Origin of the sequence: Streptomyces sp. NPDC090499 (assembly GCF_044769305.1) — a bacterium.
Taxonomy (GTDB): domain Bacteria; phylum Actinomycetota; class Actinomycetes; order Streptomycetales; family Streptomycetaceae; genus Streptomyces.
In genome coordinates, this window is sequence record NZ_JBIVXP010000010.1 from 69,906 (window position 1) to 89,216 (window position 19,311).

General features: G+C 73.2%; 17 protein-coding genes. 10 read left to right on the forward strand and 7 right to left on the reverse strand.

Going from position 1 to position 19,311, the window contains the following annotated elements:
• Window positions 1–48: 48 nt before the first annotated feature.
• The gene (locus ACIQVL_RS31985) at window positions 49–696 is read right to left on the reverse strand and encodes a TetR family transcriptional regulator (RefSeq protein WP_403477098.1); all 648 of its coding nucleotides are present in this window, start codon (window positions 694–696) and stop codon (window positions 49–51) included.
• A gap of 120 nt (window positions 697–816) precedes the next feature.
• Here ACIQVL_RS31985 and ACIQVL_RS31990 point away from each other — a divergent pair, with 120 nt between their 5' ends.
• From ACIQVL_RS31990 to ACIQVL_RS32005, 4 genes are all read left to right on the forward strand, one after another.
• Window positions 817–984: a hypothetical protein gene (locus ACIQVL_RS31990; protein ID WP_403432604.1), complete on the forward strand. Its 168-nt coding sequence runs from the start codon at window positions 817–819 to the stop codon at window positions 982–984.
• A gap of 35 nt (window positions 985–1,019) precedes the next feature.
• The gene (locus ACIQVL_RS31995; protein ID WP_403433401.1) at window positions 1,020–1,298 is read left to right on the forward strand and encodes a DUF4190 domain-containing protein; all 279 of its coding nucleotides are present in this window, start codon (window positions 1,020–1,022) and stop codon (window positions 1,296–1,298) included.
• A 151-nt stretch (window positions 1,299–1,449) separates the two neighbouring features.
• Window positions 1,450–2,613 (forward strand): cysteine desulfurase family protein, encoded by a 1,164-nt coding sequence (locus ACIQVL_RS32000; RefSeq protein ID WP_403477099.1) that lies wholly within the window; start codon window positions 1,450–1,452, stop codon window positions 2,611–2,613.
• 147 nt (window positions 2,614–2,760) lie between these two features.
• On the forward strand, window positions 2,761–3,618 hold the full coding sequence (locus ACIQVL_RS32005) for an intradiol ring-cleavage dioxygenase (RefSeq protein WP_403477100.1): 858 nt from the start codon (window positions 2,761–2,763) through the stop codon (window positions 3,616–3,618).
• Window positions 3,619–3,772: 154 nt separating this feature from the next.
• Here ACIQVL_RS32005 and ACIQVL_RS32010 read toward each other — a convergent pair whose 3' ends face one another.
• A complete protein-coding gene (locus ACIQVL_RS32010) occupies window positions 3,773–5,392 on the reverse strand; it encodes a multicopper oxidase family protein (RefSeq protein WP_403432612.1) in 1,620 nt (539 codons plus the stop codon).
• Between the two features lie 223 nt (window positions 5,393–5,615).
• Window positions 5,616–6,260, reverse strand: a complete 645-nt coding sequence (locus ACIQVL_RS32015; RefSeq protein WP_403432614.1) for an N-acetylmuramoyl-L-alanine amidase — start codon at window positions 6,258–6,260, stop codon at window positions 5,616–5,618.
• A gap of 79 nt (window positions 6,261–6,339) precedes the next feature.
• Here ACIQVL_RS32015 and mnmA point away from each other — a divergent pair, with 79 nt between their 5' ends.
• Window positions 6,340–7,476: a tRNA 2-thiouridine(34) synthase MnmA gene (gene mnmA / locus ACIQVL_RS32020; RefSeq protein ID WP_403477101.1), complete on the forward strand. Its 1,137-nt coding sequence runs from the start codon at window positions 6,340–6,342 to the stop codon at window positions 7,474–7,476.
• Here the strand turns inward: mnmA and ACIQVL_RS32025 are convergent.
• Window positions 7,452–7,778 (reverse strand): DUF427 domain-containing protein, encoded by a 327-nt coding sequence (locus ACIQVL_RS32025; RefSeq protein WP_391388095.1) that lies wholly within the window; start codon window positions 7,776–7,778, stop codon window positions 7,452–7,454. The genes mnmA and ACIQVL_RS32025 overlap by 25 nt on opposite strands.
• 158 nt (window positions 7,779–7,936) lie before the next feature.
• Between ACIQVL_RS32025 and ACIQVL_RS32030 the strand changes: the two genes are divergently transcribed.
• Both ACIQVL_RS32030 and ACIQVL_RS32035 read left to right on the forward strand, forming a co-directional pair.
• Window positions 7,937–8,476 carry a TIGR00730 family Rossman fold protein gene (locus ACIQVL_RS32030; RefSeq protein ID WP_403432640.1) on the forward strand — a complete coding sequence of 180 codons (540 nt, stop codon included), beginning with the start codon at window positions 7,937–7,939 and terminating at the stop codon, window positions 8,474–8,476.
• A 16-nt stretch (window positions 8,477–8,492) separates the two neighbouring features.
• Window positions 8,493–9,191, forward strand: coding sequence for an SDR family oxidoreductase (locus ACIQVL_RS32035; protein ID WP_403432643.1), 699 nt, complete (start codon window positions 8,493–8,495; stop codon window positions 9,189–9,191).
• Window positions 9,192–9,310: 119 nt separating this feature from the next.
• Here the strand turns inward: ACIQVL_RS32035 and ACIQVL_RS32040 are convergent, their stop codons facing one another.
• The 3 genes from ACIQVL_RS32040 to ACIQVL_RS32050 form a co-directional block, all read right to left on the reverse strand.
• The gene (locus ACIQVL_RS32040; protein ID WP_403477102.1) at window positions 9,311–10,540 is read right to left on the reverse strand and encodes a cytochrome P450; all 1,230 of its coding nucleotides are present in this window, start codon (window positions 10,538–10,540) and stop codon (window positions 9,311–9,313) included.
• 158 nt (window positions 10,541–10,698) lie between these two features.
• Window positions 10,699–11,877, reverse strand: coding sequence for a cytochrome P450 (locus ACIQVL_RS32045; RefSeq protein WP_403477103.1), 1,179 nt, complete (start codon window positions 11,875–11,877; stop codon window positions 10,699–10,701).
• Between the two features lie 202 nt (window positions 11,878–12,079).
• Window positions 12,080–12,868 (reverse strand): IclR family transcriptional regulator, encoded by a 789-nt coding sequence (locus ACIQVL_RS32050; RefSeq protein ID WP_403432651.1) that lies wholly within the window; start codon window positions 12,866–12,868, stop codon window positions 12,080–12,082.
• Window positions 12,869–13,102: 234 nt separating this feature from the next.
• Here ACIQVL_RS32050 and ACIQVL_RS32055 point away from each other — a divergent pair, with 234 nt between their 5' ends.
• The 3 genes from ACIQVL_RS32055 to ligA are packed head-to-tail and all read left to right on the forward strand — an operon-like array spanning window position 13,103 to window position 19,226.
• Entirely contained in the window at window positions 13,103–16,006 is a 2,904-nt protein-coding gene (locus ACIQVL_RS32055; RefSeq protein ID WP_403477104.1) for an AfsR/SARP family transcriptional regulator, read from the forward strand.
• Window positions 16,007–16,015: 9 nt separating this feature from the next.
• Window positions 16,016–17,017 carry a methionine synthase gene (locus tag ACIQVL_RS32060; protein WP_403432656.1) on the forward strand — a complete coding sequence of 334 codons (1,002 nt, stop codon included), beginning with the start codon at window positions 16,016–16,018 and terminating at the stop codon, window positions 17,015–17,017.
• Between the two features lie 13 nt (window positions 17,018–17,030).
• Window positions 17,031–19,226, forward strand: coding sequence for an NAD-dependent DNA ligase LigA (ligA, locus tag ACIQVL_RS32065; protein WP_403432658.1), 2,196 nt, complete (start codon window positions 17,031–17,033; stop codon window positions 19,224–19,226).
• Window positions 19,227–19,311 lie beyond the last annotated feature (85 nt).

Below are 19,311 nucleotides of genomic sequence, written 5' to 3' on the forward strand. Positions count from 1 at the left end.
CTTCGGCCGGGGGCACCCCCAGCGCTCCTTCGGGGCGCTGGCGTGCCGTCAGTCCAGCCAGTGCTGCCGGCCGAGGCTGATCAGCCGCAGCTGCCGGGTCGCGACCTGGACGACGCGCTGCCGCGCCGCCTCCGAGGGCTCCGGGGACTCCGGGGAGTCCGGGGACTCCAGGGTCTCCAGGAACAGGGAGGCGGTGATGAGCATCTGGTCCACGTAGAGGTGGGCGAGCATCAACAGGTCCTCGTCGCTCCACCCTTCGGCCTCGGGGTCCTTGGCCAGCTCGGTCTTGACCTCCACAGCGAACCGGGCGAGCTGGGCCCGGATCGCCTCCCGCACAGGCTGCACCCCGCCGTGCCGCTCCCGGGCGATGAACCTGACGTGCGCCGGGTGCGCGGCCACATGGCCGGCGATCAGCTGCACGGCCCGGGTGATGCGCTCCGCGCCGGCCGTGGCGACCGTCGTGCGGACCATCGGATGCAGGCTGCCCAGCGCCTCGTCGACGAGGGCGACGCCGAGGTCGGCGGTGGAGCGGAAGTGCCGGTAGAAGGCGGTCGGGGCGACGCCCACGGCCCGGGTGACCTCGCGCAGTCCCAGGCTGCTCAGGCTCTGCTCCTCCAGCAGGGCGAGCGCCGCGTCCAGGAAGGCCTGGCGGGTCTTCTGCTTCTGGGCCTGTCGGATGCCGAGGGTGTGACTCATGTCATCCAGTTAACAACTGTTCTCCGGAATTGGAAAGCCGTGCGAGTTGCTAGACTCAAAGTCAGTGAACAAGTGTTACTACAACCGTTCACCCAAATGTAACGGAGGGGGATCGAACCCATGCTGTTCCTCGTCGCCGCACTCATGCTGCTCGGCGTGGTGCTGGGCACCGTGGCCCACGCGCCGCTCGACGTCACCGCAGGCCTCGCCGCCGTGATCGTCGTCTGGCTGGCCGGCTTCGCACTCCGCGAGCGCCTCGCCCGCCGCCGTCACACCTCGGCCAACTGACCTCCCGTCCCCGCTCACTTGAGGAGCTGAGCATGATGCAACTCACCGCCCCCGCCACCCCCCGCCCCGAGACCCGCACCGGCACCCGCGACGCCGACGGCATGGCCGTGGCGTCCTTCATCCTGGGCCTGCTCGGCCTCCTGGTCCTGAACCTGTTCCTGGGCCCGATCGCGATCATCCTGGCCCTGGTCTCCCTGTGGCGCGGCACGGCCCGCAAGGGCCGCGCGTACCTGGGCCTCGCCCTCGGCGTGGCCGACCTCGCGGTCCTCGCCATCGCCATGGCGGCCTCGAACACGATCTCCTGGAGCCTGTAGACGTGATCTCCGGCGCCGTTCACAGGTGCGCCCCTCCAGGGGCGCGGGGAACCGCGCGACCAGCCACCCCCCACCGGCACCCGCACACCGGCACGGGCCACCTACGGCGGCTGGGCGACCCGCACCCCGCCCCCCGTAGAATCGACTCATCATGGCCTACCTCGACCACGCCGCCACCACCCCCATGCTCCCCGAGGCGGTAGACACCCTCACCGCCACCCTCGGCGTCACCGGCAACGCGTCCTCCCTGCACGCCTCCGGCCGCAAGGCCCGCCGCACGGTCGAGGAATCCAGGGAGACCCTCGCGGAAGCGCTCGGCGCCCGCCCCAGCGAGGTCGTCCTCACCTCCGGCGGCACCGAGGCCGACAACCTCGCGGTCAAGGGCCTCTACTGGTCCCGCCGCGACGCCGACCCGGCCCGCACCCGGGTCCTGGCCAGCCCCGTCGAACACCACGCGGTCCTGGACGCCGTCGACTGGCTCGGCGAACACGAGGGCGCGACGGTGGAGTACCTCCCCGTCGACACCTACGGCCGGGTCCACCCCGAGGCGCTGCGCGAGGCGATCGAACGCAACCCCGACGACGTGGCGCTCGCCACCGTCATGTGGGCCAACAACGAGATCGGCACGGTCCTGCCGGTCCGTGAACTCGCCGCCGTGACCAACGAGTTCGGCATCCCGCTGCACGCCGACGCGGTCCAGGCCTTCGGTCAGGTCCCGGTGGACTTCGGCTCCTCCGGCCTCGCCGCGATGACCGTCTCCGGCCACAAGGTCGGCGGCCCGTACGGCATCGGCGCCCTGCTCCTCGGCCGTGAGTACACCCCCGTACCCGTCCTGCACGGCGGCGGCCAGGAGCGGCACGTGCGCTCTGGCACCCTCGACGTCCCGGCGATCGCGTCCTTCGCGGTGGCGGGGCGGCTCGCCGCCGAGCGCCGCCCGTATTTCGCCCGGGAGATCGGTGCTCTGCGCGACGCGCTGATCGACGCCGTCCGTACGGCCGTACCCGACGCCATCCTCGGCGGCGACCCGGTGGACCGCCTCCCCGCCAACGCGCACTTCACCTTCCCCGGCTGCGAGGGCGACTCGCTGCTCCTGCTGCTCGACGCCCAGGGCATCGAGTGCTCGACGGGCTCCGCGTGCACCGCCGGGGTCGCCCAGCCCAGCCATGTCCTGCTGGCCACCGGCACCGACCCGGACCTGGCCCGCGGCACCCTGCGCTTCTCGCTCGGCCACACCTCCACCCAGGCCGACGTCGACGCGGTCGGGAAGGCGATCGGCCCGGCGGTCGAGCGGGCCAGGGCCGCCGGGCTCAGCTGACCGGCGGCGGTGGTCCCGGCCGCCCCCGCGACACGCGGAATTGGCGCCGACTGGGCTGCAAACAAGCGGAGTTGAGGGGTTTGCCTCCAGAGACCTCACAGTGCGTGGCCATGGCTCACCTGAGGTCGGTCCCTAGCGTCTGCTGACATGACAGACCACACTTCTGCCTCCGCGCAGACCCCCGAACCCGTTTCCCACGACGCCGGCTCCGCCGACGGCACCGTGCAACGGCGGCGCGTGCTCATCGGCGGCGCCACCGTCGCGGCGGCCGGCGGACTGCTGGCCGCCGGCCTCGCCTCCGCCTCGACCGCTTCCGCGTCGGCCGTCACCGCCGGGACGAGGACCGTCGGGACGAGGACCGGCGGCTCCGCCGCGGCGGCCGCGGCCGACGTCTGCACCCTCACCGAGGAGGTCACCGAGGGGCCGTACTGGCTGGCCGGAGCACTCGTCCGGGAGGACATCCGGGAGGACAAGGACGGCTTCGAGGTCCGGTACACCTTCACCGTCGTCGACCAGGCGAACGACTGCGCGCCGCTGGAGAACGCCCTGGTCGAGATCTGGCACGCCGACGCCCTCGGCGAGTACTCCGGCTACGTCGGCGGCAACGGCCACACCGAGGACGACGACAGCACCTTCCTGCGGGGCGGCCGGCTGACCGGCTCCGACGGCCAGGTGAGCATCACCTCGGTCTGGCCCGGCCACTACGTCTCCCGCGCGGTCCACGTCCACCTGCGGGTGCACACCGACGTCACGCTGACCGACGACTCGTACACGGGCGGCTCGATCATCCACACCGGTCAGCTGTTCTTCGACCCGGACATCAACTCCGAGGTCCAGGCGCTGTCGCCGTACTCCGCCAACACCACCACGGAGACCCGGCTCGACGACGACGGTGTCTACGACGGCGGCGGTGCCTCCTCCGGCCTGCTGACCCTGACCGCGCTCGGCGACAGCGTCTTTGACGGGTACGCGGCGACGCTCACCGTGGGCGTCAGCTCCTCCTGAGCAACTGCCCATTGCCGGTCGGGCAGTCGGTCCGGGCCGGCCGGCGGCAGCTCGGTCCCGGGGGCTGCCGTCCGGTCGGCACCGGCAGACGCGAACGGCTGCCGCCGGCACTTCCACTGCCGGCGGCAGCCTGCTCGGGAGGCCCGGACGGCGGCTAGCTGTCCGTGACCATGAGGGACGCCATCATGCCCTCGTCCTCGTGCTGCAGCAGATGGCAGTGGAGCATGTACATGTAGGTGTCGTCGGAGAAGTCCGTGAACTCCATGGCGATCTCGATGGAGCCGCCGCCGACCACCTCGTAGGTGTCGTACCAGCCGAGTTCGACGCCGGTCGGATCCTCGCCGTTGATGGAGATCAGCTGGTACGGCACGTCGTGCAGGTGGAACGAGTGCTCCAGCTGCGTGCTGTTCTTGATCGTCCAGATCTCCTTGGACCCCAGCGTGGTGCTGATCATCGCCATGGAGGACATGCTCGTGCCGGCCGAGCCGTTGATCAGCATCGTGGTACCGGACTGGCCGAGGGTGATGGTGCGGGCGGTGAAGTCGCTGGTGTCGTACCGGTCGATGGTCCGCAGCGAGCTGGGCAGGTCGCTCGCGGTGTCGGTGCCGCTCGCGGTGACGGCGAGGAAGTCGTACGTGCCGCTGCCGCCGCGCACCCAGCCGGTGGTGACGACCGCCTGGAGGGTGACGTCGTCCGAGAGGTCCATGACCATCTCGGCGCGGGCGCCGGCCACCAGCCGGATCGTGGTCACGTCCGCAGCCTCGGCCAGGTAGCCCTGGTCGGTGGCGATCTGGGTCATCGTGCCGCCGTCGCTGCGCTGGATGGTGATGATGTCCGACGGCGAGGCGTTGAGCAGCCGGAACCGGGTCCGGGTCTTGGTCGCGGTGAAGGTGAGGGTGGTGTCGTCGACGTTGGTGCCGTTGACCAGCAGCGGGTAACTCAGGCCGCTGCTGAGGTAGCCGGTGAGGTCGTACTTGATGTCGCCGTCGGCGTCCACCGCCAGGCACTGGAAGATCAGCGGGATGTCGTCGGTGCCGTAGGTGGTGGGCAGATCGGCGCTGGTGGTGTTGTCGCTGTCGTCGACGATGATCATGCCGGCCAGACCGTGCACCGCCTGCTTCGCCGTGGTGCCCAGCGCGTGCGGGTGGTACCAGAGCGTCATCGGCTCGTCCTTGACCGTGAAGGTCGGCGACCAGGTCTCCCCGTCGGCGAAGGCGACCTGCGGACCGCCGTCCATCTTGGCCGGGACATGCGCGCCGTGGAAGTGGACCGTGGTGTCCTCGCCCAGGCTGTTGGTGATGTTGAGGACGTTCGTGTTGCCCTTGGTCCACTTCATGGTCGGGCCGAGGAAGGACTGGTTGTAGCCCGCGGTGGTGCTGGTGACGCCGCTGAGCACCTCGGCGCTGCCGGTCTTCGCCTCCAGGGTGAAGGTGGTGGTGCTGTCGGAGGTGGTGCCCTCCAGGAGGTCCGGGACGGTCAGGGTCGCGGTGTTGGTCGCCGCGCCGGCCTTGTTGCCGTTCGCGTCGGTCAGCAGGGCGAAGGTGGAACCGGCCGCGGCGACGGCGCCCAGGCCGACGCCGGCCATGCCGCCGAGGAACTTCCGCCGGTGAACGCCTTTGCCGCGCTTGGCCGTTCCCTCCTTGGAGTGCTCGGCATCGGTGACACGAGCCGCCTTGGAGTGCTCCGCGCCCTTGGCGCGCCGCCGCCGGCCGCCGGTGCCCTGCTGCTCTTCGGCTCCGTCCGCCTCGAAGGCGGGATCTGTGGTGTGGGTCATGGCCCCGGATGTTTGACCTGAGGACTGTGTGAAATCTGAGGCGAAGTTAGGAGCGGACCGGGGCGACTGTGAGGCGGCCGTGGATGATGGTAATTCTTAACTCCCTTGGAAAAAGGGCCAGTTGAGCAATCGCAGCTCGTGCCCCGGGTGCGGGACGCAACGGACACAGACGGCGTGCAGCACGGGCACAGGATAACGATTGAGTCACAGGTGGAACCGGGGGTCAGGCCTGTCCGACGCGCCGAACAAGTCCCATGTAGCGACCCCAGTCCCAGTGCTCTCCCGGGTCGGTGTGATCCGTCCCCGGCACCTCCACATGACCGATCACGTGCTCGCGGTCCACGGCCATCCCGTACCGCCGGCATATCGCGGCCGTCAGCCGCGCCGAGGCCGCGTACATCGCGTCCGTGAAGTCCTCCGGGCGGTCCACGAACCCCTCGTGCTCGATCCCGACACTGCGCTCGTTGTACGACCTGTTCCCCGCGTGGAACGCCACGTCCAGCTCGCGGACCAGCTGGGTGATCCGCCCGTCCTTGCGCACGATGTAGTGCGCCGCCGCCTGGTGCGCCGGGTCCTGGAAGGCCTTCACCGCGCTCGTGTAGCCGCCCTGGGTGACATGGACGACCACCCGGTCGACCGGGTAGTCGGACGGCCGGTCCGCCGTCCGGTAGTTCGCCGGGGACGCCGCCACCCAGCGCGCGCCCCTGAAGTCCACCGCGCCCGCCACCCGCGCCTTGCGCACTCCCGGCAGCCGCCAGTACAGCCGCGACAGCTCGTCCCTGGTCAGCGCCACCGTGCCCGCGGCCGCCGCCGCCCCGCCCACCAGCAGAGCCCGCCGCCCGAGCCTGCGGTCACCGTCACTCGCCACTGTCCGCACTCACCCCCATGTGATCCCCAACGGATACTCGCGGGCCCCGGTTCCCGCGCCCCCTTACCCTGGAGGGGCTATGACTGACACCCCGCAGCGCACCCGCCCCCTCCGCGTCCTCGCCGCCATGTCGGGCGGCGTGGACTCCGCCGTCGCCGCCGCCCGCGCGGCCGAGGCCGGCCACGACGTCACAGGCGTCCACCTCGCGCTCTCCGCGAACCCGCAATCCTTCCGGACGGGCGCCCGGGGCTGTTGCACCATCGAGGACTCCCGCGACGCCCGCCGCGCCGCCGACGTCATCGGCATCCCGTTCTACGTCTGGGACCTCGCCGACCGGTTCCGCGAGGACGTCGTCGAGGACTTCGTCGCCGAGTACGAGGCGGGCCGCACCCCCAACCCGTGCCTGCGCTGCAACGAGAAGATCAAGTTCGCGGCCCTGCTCGACAAGGCCCTCGCGCTCGGCTTCGACGCCGTCTGCACCGGCCACTACGCGAAGATCGTGACGCTCCCCGACGGCTCCCGCGAGCTGCACCGCGCCTCCGACATGGCGAAGGACCAGTCGTACGTCCTCGGCGTCCTGGACGAGCGGCAGCTCGCCCACGCCCTCTTCCCGCTCGGCGACACCCTCACCACCAAGGACGAGATCCGCGCCGAGGCCGAGCGCCGGGGCCTCGCGGTCGCCAAGAAGCCCGACTCCCACGACATCTGCTTCATCGCCGACGGCGACACCCAGGGCTTCCTCGCGAAGCGGCTCGGCAAGGCCGAGGGCGACATCGTCGACGAGTCCGGCACCAAGGTCGGCACCCACGAGGGCGCGTACGGCTTCACCATCGGCCAGCGCAAGGGCCTGCGGATCGGCCACCCCGCCGCCGACGGCAAGCCCCGCTACGTCCTCGACATCTCGCCGGTGGACAACACGGTGACGGTCGGCCCGGCCGCCGCCCTCGACGTCACCGGCCTCACCGCGATCAAGCCCCGCTGGTGCGGCACCGCCCCCGCCGCCCCCGGCGTCTACACCGCCCAGCTCCGGGCCCACGGCGGCGAGACCGAGGTGCGCGCCGAGCTGACCGACGGCGAACTGCACGTCACGTTCACCGAGCCGGTCCGCGGCGTCGCCCCCGGCCAGGCGATCGTCCTGTACGACGACACCCGCGTCGTCGGCTCGGCGACGATCGCCTCGACCGTCCGGCGTCAGCCGGTGACGTCCACCTCGTAGAAGCAGAGGTGGTCCTTGATCCGCGCGACGTCCGCCTTCGGCTCGGGATACGCCCAGACCAGGTCCGGCGCGTCCGGCAGGGACCAGTAGGAGGCGGTCCCCTTGAAGGGACAGACGGTGTGCGTCTCGGAGGGCGTGAGGAGGTCGAGGCGGACGTCCTCGGCGGGGATGTAGTAGCGCACGGGTGATCCGGTCTCCCGCAGGACGAGAGGCCGGTCGCTCTCGGCGAGGACCAGGTCCCCGTGCGTGACGCGGACGTGCTGCTGAGACTGCTCGATGGTGATCGTGTGTCCAGAGGCCATGTAAGGGTGACGCCGCTGGACGCCTACTTGTTCCCGCCGCTCGGTGGAGCGCCCCTTTAGGGGCGCGGGGCTGTATTCGATTTGCGGCTACCGCCGCGTGGGCGCGACCAGCCGCAACGTACCCGCAGCCGCCAACGGTCAACGCATACCCTTTCCCCATGCGAATCTGTGTCTTCCTCTCCGCGGCAGATCTCGACGACCGCTACACCCGCCCCGCCCGCGACTTCGGAAACCTGATCGGCAAGGGCGGCCACTCCCTGGTCTGGGGAGGCTCCGACACCGGCCTCATGAAAGTGGTCGCCGACGGCGTGCACGAAGCCGGCGGCAAGCTGATCGGCGTCTCCGTGGAGTTCCTCGCCAACAAGGCCCGCCCCGGCGCCGACGAGATGGTCATCGCCGCCGACCTCGCCGAGCGCAAGCGGCTCCTCCTGGAGAAGGCCGACGCCGTCGTCGTCATGGTCGGCGGCACCGGCACCCTCGACGAGGCCACCGAGATCCTGGAACTGAAGAAGCACGGCCGCACCGACATGCCCGTCGTCCTGCTGAACACCGCCGGTTTCTACGACGGCCTGGCGGAGCAGTTCCGCCGCATGGACGCCGAGGGCTTCCTGCCCCGCCCCCTGGCGGAGCTGATGCACGTCGCCGCCGAACCCGCCGACGCGCTCGCGTACCTGGAGGCGAACCAGCGCGCCCGCTGATGCGAGCATGGCACCCATGGCAACTCATGTGATCACCGGCGCCGGTTCCGGCATCGGCGCCGCCGTGGCCCGGCGCCTGCACGCGCGCGGGGACGACGTCGTACTGCACGCGCGCGACGCGGGCCGCGCGAAGGAGCTGGCCGCCGAGTTTTCCGGCGCCCGCACCCTGGTCGGCGACCTGGCGGACCCGGACAAGCTCTCCTGGGCCTTCTCCCACCAGACCCTCCCGGACCGGGTGGACTCGCTGCTGCACATCGCCGGCGTCGTCGACCTGGGCGAGGTCGGCGAGCTGACCCCGAAGTCCTGGCGCCACCAGCTCAACGTCAACCTGATCGCACCGGCCGAGCTGACCCGGCACTTCCTGCCGCAGCTCCGCGCCGCCCGCGGGCACGTGCTGTTCGTGAACTCCGGCGCCGGACTCAACGCGCACGCGGCCTGGTCGGCGTACGCGGCCTCCAAGCACGGCCTGAAGGCGCTCGCCGACTCCCTCCGCGCCGAGGAGCACGGCAACGGCGTCCGCGTCACCTCGGTCTACCCGGGCCGCACGGCGAGCCCGATGCAGGCCAAGGTCCACCAGCAGGAGGGCAAGGAGTACGACCCGGCGCGCTGGATCGACCCGGAGTCGGTGGCGACCACGATCCTGACCGCCCTGGACCTGCCGGCGGACGCGGAGATCAACGACCTCACCGTGCGCCCGGGGCCGCTTCCCGGCTAGGCGCTCCGCCGGACATGCCGTGATCAGCCGTGTGCCGACTGCGGCGCCGTCGTGGCTGGTCGCGCCCGCGCGGCGGAGCCGCACACGGGTACAGTCCCGCGCCCCTTCGGGGGCGTTGCTCACCGCAGCGTCAGCCGCCCCCGGAAGTTCTCCGGCACCGGCGCGAACCGCAAGGCCATGGTGACCGCCCCCGGATCCGCCACAGTCAGCCGGTAGCGGGTGCACAGCAGGTGGCACAGGGCCATCAGCTGGACGACGGCGATGTTCGCGCCGATGCACTTCTTCGGCGCCCAGCCGAACGGCACGTAACAGCTCCGGCCGGCCGGGCCGTGCGGCGCGCCCGGCAGGAAGCGGTCCGGGTCGAAGACGTCGGGCTGCTGCCACACCCGCTCGTCGCGGTGGATCAGGTGCGGGCTCAGCAGATACCACTGCCCCGGCTCCAGCCGGGTCCTGCCCAGGTCGAACCCGAACGCGGAGCGGCGCACCAGCAGCAGCGGCGGGCTCCACATCCGCAGCACCTCCTTCACGAACCGGTAGGTGACCGGCGCCGCCCGGGTGGGCGCCGTACGGAACGCCACCGGGTCCACCGCGCCCAGCTCCGCTTCGAGCCGGCGCCGCCACCGCGGCTGCCGGACGAACTCGAACAGCACGCTCGCGGCGGCGGTGCCGGGCGGCCCGCCGATGGCCGTGAGGACGGTGGTCACGACGTCCAGCGCCCGGTCCATGCCGAGCTCCGGCAGCAGGTCCACGAAGGGGTCGGCGAGGTCCGGCTCGCGCCCGCGCCGGCCCCGGGCCCGCTGCCGCAGGACCCGGCGCACCACCAGCCCGGCCCGCACCTGGACGGCGACGTGCCGCAGGTGGTGCAGGACGCCGCCCGGCGCGGGCGACACCAGCCGCGCCAGCTTCATCTCCAGGTCGCGGCGGACCAGGTCCGCCTCGCCGCCGGTGAGCCCGCCGAGCGCGACGGGCAGCAGCGACCGCAGCGCCACGTCCTGCATCAGCAGGGTCAGGTCGGTGTCGGCCTCCTGTCCGGTCCGCGCGTCCAGCACCCGCTCCATGCGCGCGATCAGCAGGCCGTGCTGCTCCGCCGTCGCGAGCGCGTGCAGCTGGGTCATCCAGGCGGAGCGGATCCGGCTCCACCGCATCTCGGGGCTGCGCCGCCGGCGCACCATGTCGACCAGCCGGTCGTGCATCACGTACCGCTGCCAGTTGGCGGCACTGACCCGGCGGGCCGCCTCCGGCTCGAAGACGCCGAGCCGCTGGTCGTCGACCCAGAAGATCCCGTCCTCCCGCGCGCTGCGCAGCCGCATCGCACTCAGGAAGTCCTCGGGGTGCTGCGGAGTGGTCATCGTGGGCGTTCCCCCTCGTGGGAGCGCGGGGAGCCGACCGGCTGTCGCCTCCCCGCGCGGGCCGGTCAGATGTGGTGGTACAGGTACCAGAACTGCCCGTACGTGCGTCGGACGTTGAGGACCGACTTCGTCTTGAGGTACAGCGCGCGCATGCTGGTTCACCTCCTCTCGGGCCAGCCGTCGGGACGGCTCAGCACCGCGGTGAACCGCGGCGGAGCCAGCGCCGGACCCACCTGGGGCCCGCCGCCGTCAGAGGTGACCGACACCCGCCAGTCACGGGTGAGGAGGCCGACCAGGTCCTCCAGCAGCCGTACGGTGACGGTCGCGCCGGCGCAGGTGTGCGGACCGAGACCGAACGGCAGGTACGCCCCGTCCGGCACGCCCTCGGCCCAGCGCTCCGGGACGAACTCGTCGGGCCGCTCCCAGTGCCCGGGATGCCGGTGCACCAGGTAGCTGCAGACCATCAGCCGGTCCCGGGGCGTGACCGGTGTCCCGCCCAGCTCCAGCGCGCGGCTCGGGGTGCGGGCGAACAGCCACGCCACCGGCCACAGCCGCAGCGCCTCGCGGACGGTCCGGCCCGGGTCCGCCGCGGCCCGCTCCGGGTGCGTGCCCGCCAGCAGGACCGACCAGCCGAGCGCGAACCCGATCGAGCCGGCCGTGGCGAACAGGAAGGAGAGGTAGACCTCGACGAGTTCGCCGGCGTCCGCCACCGGGCCGCCCCCGCCGACGACGACGTCGAGGAGGTCGCGCGGCCCCGCCGGGTGGCCGGGCGGCCGTGCCGCGCGCTGCCTCGCCCGTACCTCGGTGCGCAGGGCGTGCAGCGTGCGGCGCCGGAACAGCAGCCGGGCGGGGGCGGAGTGGCGCCGCCTCGCGCCTGCCGACACCGCGCGGGCGACGATCGCGTCCACCGTCCGGTGCAGGTGGCGCGGGGCGTCCGGGTGCAGCAGCACATCGCGCAGGTGCTCCAGGACGAGCAGGTTCCCGGCGTCCGGCCACTCGCTGCGCGGTGCGAGGCGACCGGCGACCAGCGCGGGCAAGTCGGCCCGGCGGTCCTGGAGATGCCGCTGTATCAGGGTGCGGGCCGCGCGGCCGATCGTGAGCTGTGCTTCGCGCGGCCCGAAGACGCCGTGCCGGTGGTGGTAGAAGTCGGAGGTCTCCGCGACGACGCCGTCCCGGTTGCCCATCACCGCCCGCGCCGCCGCCGGATCCGCCACGCACACCGCCCCGCCCAGCGCCGAGTGCCACACGTCCGTCCCGGCCTCGGCCCCGGCCTGGAACTCCGCCTTCAGCAGGGCGAGTTCGTCACCCGGTGCGGGACGCTGCGGCGACGACGTCATGGGTGTCCTCCCTGAGCGGCGGCGGGGCCGCGGAGCCGGTCCGCGCTGCCGGAACCAGACTGCGCGGCGGGCCAGGCCCTGTCGTCCGCTGTGCCGTTGAGCGGAACGAGCCGGGTGGACGGGGGAGCCGGGCGGACGGGAGGAGTTGGGCGGACGGGAGGAGTTGGGCGGGCCGGCCGGGCGGACGGGACGGTGGCCCGGGTCAGCGGCGGCCGAGCCCCGCCGTGACGGCCGACGCCGCGCGGCGGGCCGTGTCGGCGAGGCGCTCCAGGTGGTGGCCGGGGCCGGTCAGCACGCACAGCGCCGCCACCGGGACCCCGCCCGCCACGGCCACCGGGACGGCGGCGCAGCACACCCCCGCCAGCACCTCCTCGCGGTCGTAGGCGGCCCCGGACTCGCGGATCCGCGCGGCCTCGCGCGGCCAGTCCCGGGGCGGCGGGCCGGGTGCCGGACCGGGGCGGCCCCAGGCGGCCAGGACCTTCCCGGCCGCCGTGTACCAGGGCCAGACCGTCCGGTCGTCGGGCAGCGGGCAGGCCGCGTCCGCGGGCGCCGTCCAGTCCAGCACCAGCGTCTGACCCCGGTGCAGCACGGCGAGGGCCGCCGTCGCCCCGGTGACGGCGGCCAGCCGCCGCAGCGGCCGCGCGGCGGCCGGCCGCAGTCCCGGGTACGGCTGCCAGCCGTTGCCCAGCCGGAACATGCCCGGCCCGATGCGGTAGCGGCCCGCGCTGCGTTCCACGGCGCCCAGCTCCGCCAACTGGTCCAGCAGCCGGTACGCGGTCGTCTTGGGCAGACCGCACACCTCGGCCAGCGCGGTCACCCCGGCGCCCTGCTCCTCCTGGAGGGCGTGCAGCAACGCGAAGGCGCCTTCCAGCACCCCGCGCCCGGCCGCCCCGGCCAGGGGCCCGCCGGGGCCGGCCGGGGACACCGTCTGCGGCGGCCTGTTCCGTGGCGGTTCCGGGGCGGCCGTGGCCGCCCTCGCCGATCCGTGCACGTGTCTACCCCCGTGGTCACGTGTGGACCCCGTCCGGTACCGGACGGGGCGCGGTGGCGGGCGCGACACGCCGACGAACCGGCGCGGCACCGCCCCGACCAGGGTGGGTTGCGCGCATGGGCCGATTCTTTGCCGAAAGGTTGTCGTCCAGCCCACCCATGTGAGGAGACTGTGAAATCCGGGCGGACGGGGGTGGACGCAATGCTGCGGTTGTGCTTGTCGGGACCGGTGGAAGTGCTCGCGCACGAGGCGCCGGTCGATCTCGGGCCGCCCCAACGCCGGGCGGTGCTCGCCGCGTTGGCCGTGGACGCCGGCCGGCCGGTCCCGGTCGAGGTGCTCGTCGACCGGGTCTGGGGCGCCGATCCGCCGGAGGGCGCCCGCCGCGCCCTGTACGCGCACATCGCCCGCATCCGGCGGCTGGCGGAGCGCCTCGACGACAGCGGCGCGGGACGATTACCGGTGCTGCGCCGCGCCGGCGGCTACCAGCTCGACCTCGACCCCGACCGCGTCGACCTGCACCGCTTCCAGCGGCTGGCCGCGACCGCCCGCGACGACGCGCTGCCCGGCCGCACCCGGGCCGCGCACCTGCGCGAGGCGCTCGCCCTGTGGCGCGGCGAGCCGTTCGCGGGACTGCCCGGGACCTGGCCCGCCCGGATGCGCGAGACCTGGCGGCGGCAGCGCGTGGACGCCGCCGTACGGCTCGCGGACATCGAGATCCGCAGCGGCGACCCGGCCGCCGTCGTCGGCCGGTTGACGGACCTGCTCGGCGAGTACCCGTTGACGGAACCCCTGGCGGAGGCCCTCATGCGGGCCCTGCACGCGGCCGGCGACAGCGGCGAGGCACTGCGCTGCTACGCCCAGACCCGCAGCCGCCTGGTGGCGGAGCTCGGCACGGAACCCGGCCGCCGGCTGTGGGAACTGCACCAGCGGATTCTCCGGGACCACCCCGTCGCCCCCGCCGGCGAACACCCGGCGGACACCGCGGCCGTACGGCCGGCCCCCGCCGCGCCCGCCGGACGGGACGCGGCCGGACACCACGGGCCGCAACCGCCGTCCGCCCCCGCCGGACCCCGGACCACCCCCGTGACCGGCGACCGCACCCCGTACCCCGCCCAACTCCCGCCGGGCACGGCCGGTTTCACCGGCCGTGTCGACGAACTCGCCCGGCTGGACGCGCTGCTGGCGGAACTCGGACGGCATCCGGCGGCGGCCGGGGTGTCCGTCCTGTCGGGCATGGGCGGCGTCGGCAAGACCGCACTCGCCGTGCACTGGGCCCGGCGGGCGCGCCCGGCCTTCCCCGACGGGCAGTTGTACGTGAACCTGCGCGGCTACGACCCGAGCGGCGCGCCGCTCGCCCCGGACCGTGCCCTGCGCGGGTTCCTGGAGGCGCTCGGGGTGCCCGCCGCCCGGGTGCCGGAGTCGCCCGACGCCCAGGTCGGCCTGTACCGCAGCCTGCTGTCCGGCCGCCGGGTCCTGGTGCTCCTCGACAACGCCCGGGACGCCGGCCAGGCACGGCCGCTGCTGCCCGGTGCGGCCGGCTGCCTGGCCCTGGTGACCAGCCGCGCCCCGCTGACCGGGCTCGCCGCCGCGGAGGGCGCCCGGCTGCTCGCCCTCGGCCCGCTCGGCGCCGAGGAGAGCCGCGAACTGCTCGCCGCCCGGCTGGGCGCCGCCCGGGTGGCCGCCGAGGCCGCCGCGGTCGACGAGACCGTCGTGCGGTGCGCCGGGCTGCCGCTCGCCCTCGCCGTCGTCGCCGCCCGCGCCGCCGCCCGCCCCGACCAGCCCCTTGCCGGTGCCGCCGAGGAACTGCGCACCGCCGAGCGGATCCTGGACCCCCTGGACACCGGCGACCCGGCCACCGCGGTCCGGACGGTCTTCGACTGGTCGTACCGCATCCTCAGCCCGGCGGCGGCCCGGCTCTTCCGGTTCCTCGGCCTGCATCCCGGCCCCGACGCCGACCTGACCTCCCTGGCCGCGCTGGCCGGCACCGGCGTGGACCGGGTCCGGGCCCAGGTGGCCGAACTGACCGCGGCCCACCTGCTGACCGAGACCGCCCCCGGCCGCTACACCTGCCACGACCTGCTGCGCGCCCACGCCGTCGAACTGGCCGCCGAGCACGACGACGCACGCGCGGTACGGGCCGCGAGCCGCCGGGTCCGCGACCACTACCTGCACACGGCGTACGCGGCCGACGCCCTGCTGACCTGCCGCCGGCAGCCGATGACCCTCGCCCCGGCCGAACCCGGCGCGCTGCCACGCCCGTTGGCGGACTACGACGAGGCGCTGGCCTGGCTGATCGCCGAGCAGTGCGTTCTGTTGTCGGCCGTGGAGCGCCCGGCCCCGGGCCTGGACGCCCACAGCTGGCAGCTGGCCGCGACCCTGACCACGTTCCTCGAACGCCAGGGCAACTGGCAGGCCCTCACCGACGTCCACACCGCCGCCCTGCGCGCGGCCGGGCACCACGACGACCTGGCCGGTCAGGCCGCCGCCCACCGCGGCCTGGGCCTGGCCCGCTTCCAACTGCGGGACGTGCTCGGTGCCCGGCACCACCTCACCCGCGCCCTCGGCCTCTTCCGGTGCCTGGACAACCACCCCGGTCAGGCGCGCACCTGCCAGAACCTGGCCAAGATGGCCTGGGCGCACGGCGCGACCCGGGAGGCACTGCAGTACGCGCGCCGCGCCCTGGACCACTTCCGGCTCGCGCACGACCACGGCGGCCAGGCGGTCGCCCTCAACGACATCGGCTGGTACCTGGCCGAACTCGGCGAGCTGCACGAGGCGCTCGAGCACTGCCGGCAGGCACTGCCGCTCGTCCAGGCGACCGGCGACCTGAGCGGCCAGGCACACACCTGGGACAGCCTCGGCTACATCCACCGGCACCTGGGCCGGCACTCCACGGCCGTGGAGTGCTACGACCGGGCCCTCGCCCTCTTCCGCAAGACGGGCGACCGCCGCAGCGAGGCCGTCGGCCTCACCTACCTCGGCGACACCCACGAGGCGGCCGGCACGCCCGGCCCCGCGCTCGACGCCTGGAGCCGGGCCCTGGACCTGTTCGACGCACTGGGCCTGCCGGAGGCCGAGGCGCTGCGCGCCAAGATCCGCGCCCACACCCCGGCACACCGCACCGCCCGCCCCGCTTAGGCTCCTCACGTGAACGCACTCTCCGACTTCGGTCCCGCCACAGGCGTCGGCTCGCTCCCCGGCACCGACGCCCGCGAGGCCGCCAAGACCGCGACCGGCAGCTTCGAGGACTTCCCCTTCCTGCCCGAGCTGCCCGCCCGCGGCCCCGGCGCCGACATGATCGGCCGCACCGCGGGCCTGCTCGTCGAGCTGTACGCGCGCGTGGAGCCCAGCGGCTGGCGGCTCGGCGACCGTCCCGGCCGGGACACCCGGCGGGCCAGGTCCTGGCTGGGCGAGGACCTGGACGCGCTGGAGGAGTTCACCCAGGAGTACGCCGGCCCGCTGAAGGTCCAGGCGGTCGGCCCCTGGACCCTTGCCGCCGCCCTGGAGCTGCGCAACGGCGAGTCCGCCCTCTCCGACCCCGGCGCCTGCCGTGACCTGGCCGCCTCGCTCGCCGAGGGCCTGCGGCTGCACCTGGCGGAACTGCGGCGGCGCATCCCCGGCGCCCGCCCGGTGCTCCAGCTCGACGAGCCGTCCCTCACCGCCGTACTGCGCGGCGAGGTGAGGACCGCCTCCGGCTACCGCACCCACCGCGCGGTCGACCGCCAGCTCGTCGAGTCCACCCTGCGTGACGTGTTCGCCGTGCACGCCGACGGCCCGGTCGTCGTCCACTCGTGCGCCCCGGACGTCCCCTTCGCCCTGCTGCGCCGCGCCGGAGCGGCCGCCGTCTCCTTCGACTTCGCACTCCTCACCGAACGTGACGACGACGTGATCGGCGAGGCGGTGGAGGCGGGCACCCGGCTCTTCGCCGGTGTCGTGCCCGGCACGGACACGGCATTGTCAGACCCTGCCGGTAGCGTCATGGGTGTCAGGACGCTGTGGCGCAGGCTGGGGCTGCGACCGGGGCTTCTCGCGGAGTCCGTCACGGTCACCCCGGCGTGCGGGCTGGCGGGCGCTTCCCCCGCGTACGCCCGGGAGGCGCTCGCCCACTGCGTCCGGGCGGCGAGATCACTCGCGGACAACCCAGAGTAACGGGAGGAACACGGTGGCCGGCGACAAGCAGCAGGCGGAGACGGCAGTGCCCGCCGAGGCACGGGAGAAGCACGCGCGGCTCGCTGAGCAGATCGAGGAGCACCGCTTCCGGTACTACGTGAAGGACGCTCCCGTCATCAGCGACGCGGAGTTCGACAGGCTCCTCAAGTCGCTGGAGGCGCTGGAGGACGAGTACCCCGGGCTGCGCACGCCCGACTCGCCGACCCAGAAGGTCGCCGGGGCGTACGAGACGGAGTTCACGGCGGTCGAGCACCGCGAGCGGATGCTGTCGCTGGACAACACGTTCAACGACGACGACCTCGCGGCCTGGGCCGAGCGGATCCACAAGGAGCTGGGCGAGCAGGAGTACCACTTCCTGTGCGAGCTGAAGGTCGACGGCCTCGCCGTCAACCTCACCTACGAGCACGGCCGCCTCACCCGCGCGGCGACCCGCGGCGACGGCCGCACCGGCGAGGACATCACGCCCAACGTCCGCACGATCGCCGAGATCCCGGACCGGCTGCACGGCGAGCGCGTCCCCGACCTGGTCGAGATCCGCGGCGAGGTCTACTTCCCGATGGAGAAGTTCGCCGAGCTCAACGAACGCCTGGTCGCGGCCGGCGACAAGCCGTTCGCCAACCCGCGCAACGCGGCGGCCGGTTCGCTTCGCCAGAAGGACCCGCGGGTCACCGCCTCCCGCCCGCTGCACATGGTCGTCCACGGCATCGGCGCCCTGGCCGGCTTCGAGGGCCTGAACCGGCTCTCCGAGGGCTACGACCTGCTCAAGACCTGGGGCCTGCCCACCTCCCCGCACAACAGGGTGGTCGACGACCTCGACGGGGTACGGGAGTTCATCGCCTACTACGGCGAGAACCGGCACTCCGTGGAGCACGAGATCGACGGTGTCGTCGTGAAGCTGGACGAGATCCGGCTGCAGGGGCGCCTCGGCTCGACGGCCCGCGCGCCCCGGTGGGCGATCGCGTACAAGTACGCGCCGGAAGAGGTCAACACCAAGCTGATCGACATCAAGGTGGGCGTCGGCCGCACCGGGCGGGTCACGCCGTACGCCCAGGTCGAGCCGGTCACCGTGGCCGGCAGTGAGGTGGAGTTCGCCACCCTGCACAACCAGGAGGTCGTCAAGGCCAAGGGCGTGCTGATCGGCGACACCGTGGTGCTGCGCAAGGCCGGTGACGTCATCCCGGAGATCCTCGGCCCGGTCGTCGACCTGCGGGACGGCAGCGAGCGGGAGTTCGTGATGCCGGCCGAGTGCCCGGAGTGCGGGACGCCGCTGCGGCCGATGAAGGAGGGCGACATCGACCTCCGCTGCCCCAACGCCCGCGCGTGTCCCGCCCAGTTGAGAGAGCGGGTGTCCTACCTCGCGGGCCGCGAGTGCCTGGACATCGAGCACTTCGGCGGGGTCGCGGCGGCCGCGCTCACCCGGCCGCTGGAGCCCGCGGACCCGCCGCTGGTCGACGAGGGCGACCTGTTCGACCTCACCGTCGAGAAGCTGCTGCCCATCAAGGCGTACGTCCTCGACCCGGACAGCGGGCTGCCCAAGCGCGACCCCAAGACCGGCGAGGAGAAGGTCGTCACGGTCTTCGCCAACCAGAAGGGCGAGCCGAAGAAGAACACCCTCGCGCTGCTCCAGAAGATCGAGGAGGCGAAGACCCGCCCGCTCGCCCGCTTCCTCAACGGCCTGTCCATCCGGCACGTCGGACCGGTCGCCGCCCAGGCGCTGGCCCGCGAGTTCCGCTCCATCGACCGCATCGAGCAGGCCACCGAGGAGGAGCTGTCGAACATCGACGGCGTCGGCGGCATCATCGCGACCGCGCTCACGGAGTGGTTCGCCGAGGAGTGGCACCGCGAGATCATCCGAAAGTGGAAGGCCGCTGGAGTCCCGCTGGAGGACGAGTCCACGGGAGAGGACGAGGGACCGCGTCCGCTGGAAGGCCTCACCGTCGTCGTGACCGGAACCCTGGAGCACTACACCCGGGACGGCGCCAAGGACGCACTGCAGAGCCGCGGGGCCAAGGTGACCGGCTCGGTGTCGAAGAAGACCGCGTTCGTGGTCGTCGGTGACAACCCCGGATCGAAGTACGACAAGGCGATGCAGCTGAAGGTTCCCGTTCTGAACGAGGACGGATTTGTCGTCCTTTTGGAGCAGGGACCGGACGCCGCGGCCGAAGTCGCCCTTCCGGTCGAGGAGTAGCGGTTGAAGGCCACCCGTTCGGCGCATATCAGATGCATACGGGTGGCCGGTGCGCAATCGGGCAACCGTCTACGACCGCTGCCCG

Bases quoted from the DNA above. Each gene is read 5' to 3' on its own strand.
- ACIQVL_RS31990 (WP_403432604.1), top strand. From the start codon at position 817: ATGCTGTTCCTCGTCGCCGCACTCATGCTGCTCGGCGTGGTGCTGGGC.
- mnmA (WP_403477101.1), top strand. From the start codon at position 6,340: ATGACTGACACCCCGCAGCGCACCCGCCCCCTCCGCGTCCTCGCCGCC.
- ACIQVL_RS32045 (WP_403477103.1), bottom strand. From the start codon at position 11,877: ATGACGTCGTCGCCGCAGCGTCCCGCACCGGGTGACGAACTCGCCCTG.
- ACIQVL_RS31985 (WP_403477098.1), bottom strand. From the start codon at position 696: ATGAGTCACACCCTCGGCATCCGACAGGCCCAGAAGCAGAAGACCCGC.
- ACIQVL_RS31995 (WP_403433401.1), top strand. From the start codon at position 1,020: ATGCAACTCACCGCCCCCGCCACCCCCCGCCCCGAGACCCGCACCGGC.
- ACIQVL_RS32040 (WP_403477102.1), bottom strand. From the start codon at position 10,540: ATGACCACTCCGCAGCACCCCGAGGACTTCCTGAGTGCGATGCGGCTG.
- ACIQVL_RS32000 (WP_403477099.1), top strand. From the start codon at position 1,450: ATGGCCTACCTCGACCACGCCGCCACCACCCCCATGCTCCCCGAGGCG.
- ACIQVL_RS32025 (WP_391388095.1), bottom strand. From the start codon at position 7,778: ATGGCCTCTGGACACACGATCACCATCGAGCAGTCTCAGCAGCACGTC.
- ACIQVL_RS32035 (WP_403432643.1), top strand. From the start codon at position 8,493: ATGGCAACTCATGTGATCACCGGCGCCGGTTCCGGCATCGGCGCCGCC.
- ACIQVL_RS32005 (WP_403477100.1), top strand. From the start codon at position 2,761: ATGACAGACCACACTTCTGCCTCCGCGCAGACCCCCGAACCCGTTTCC.
- ACIQVL_RS32030 (WP_403432640.1), top strand. From the start codon at position 7,937: ATGCGAATCTGTGTCTTCCTCTCCGCGGCAGATCTCGACGACCGCTAC.
- ACIQVL_RS32010 (WP_403432612.1), bottom strand. From the start codon at position 5,392: ATGACCCACACCACAGATCCCGCCTTCGAGGCGGACGGAGCCGAAGAG.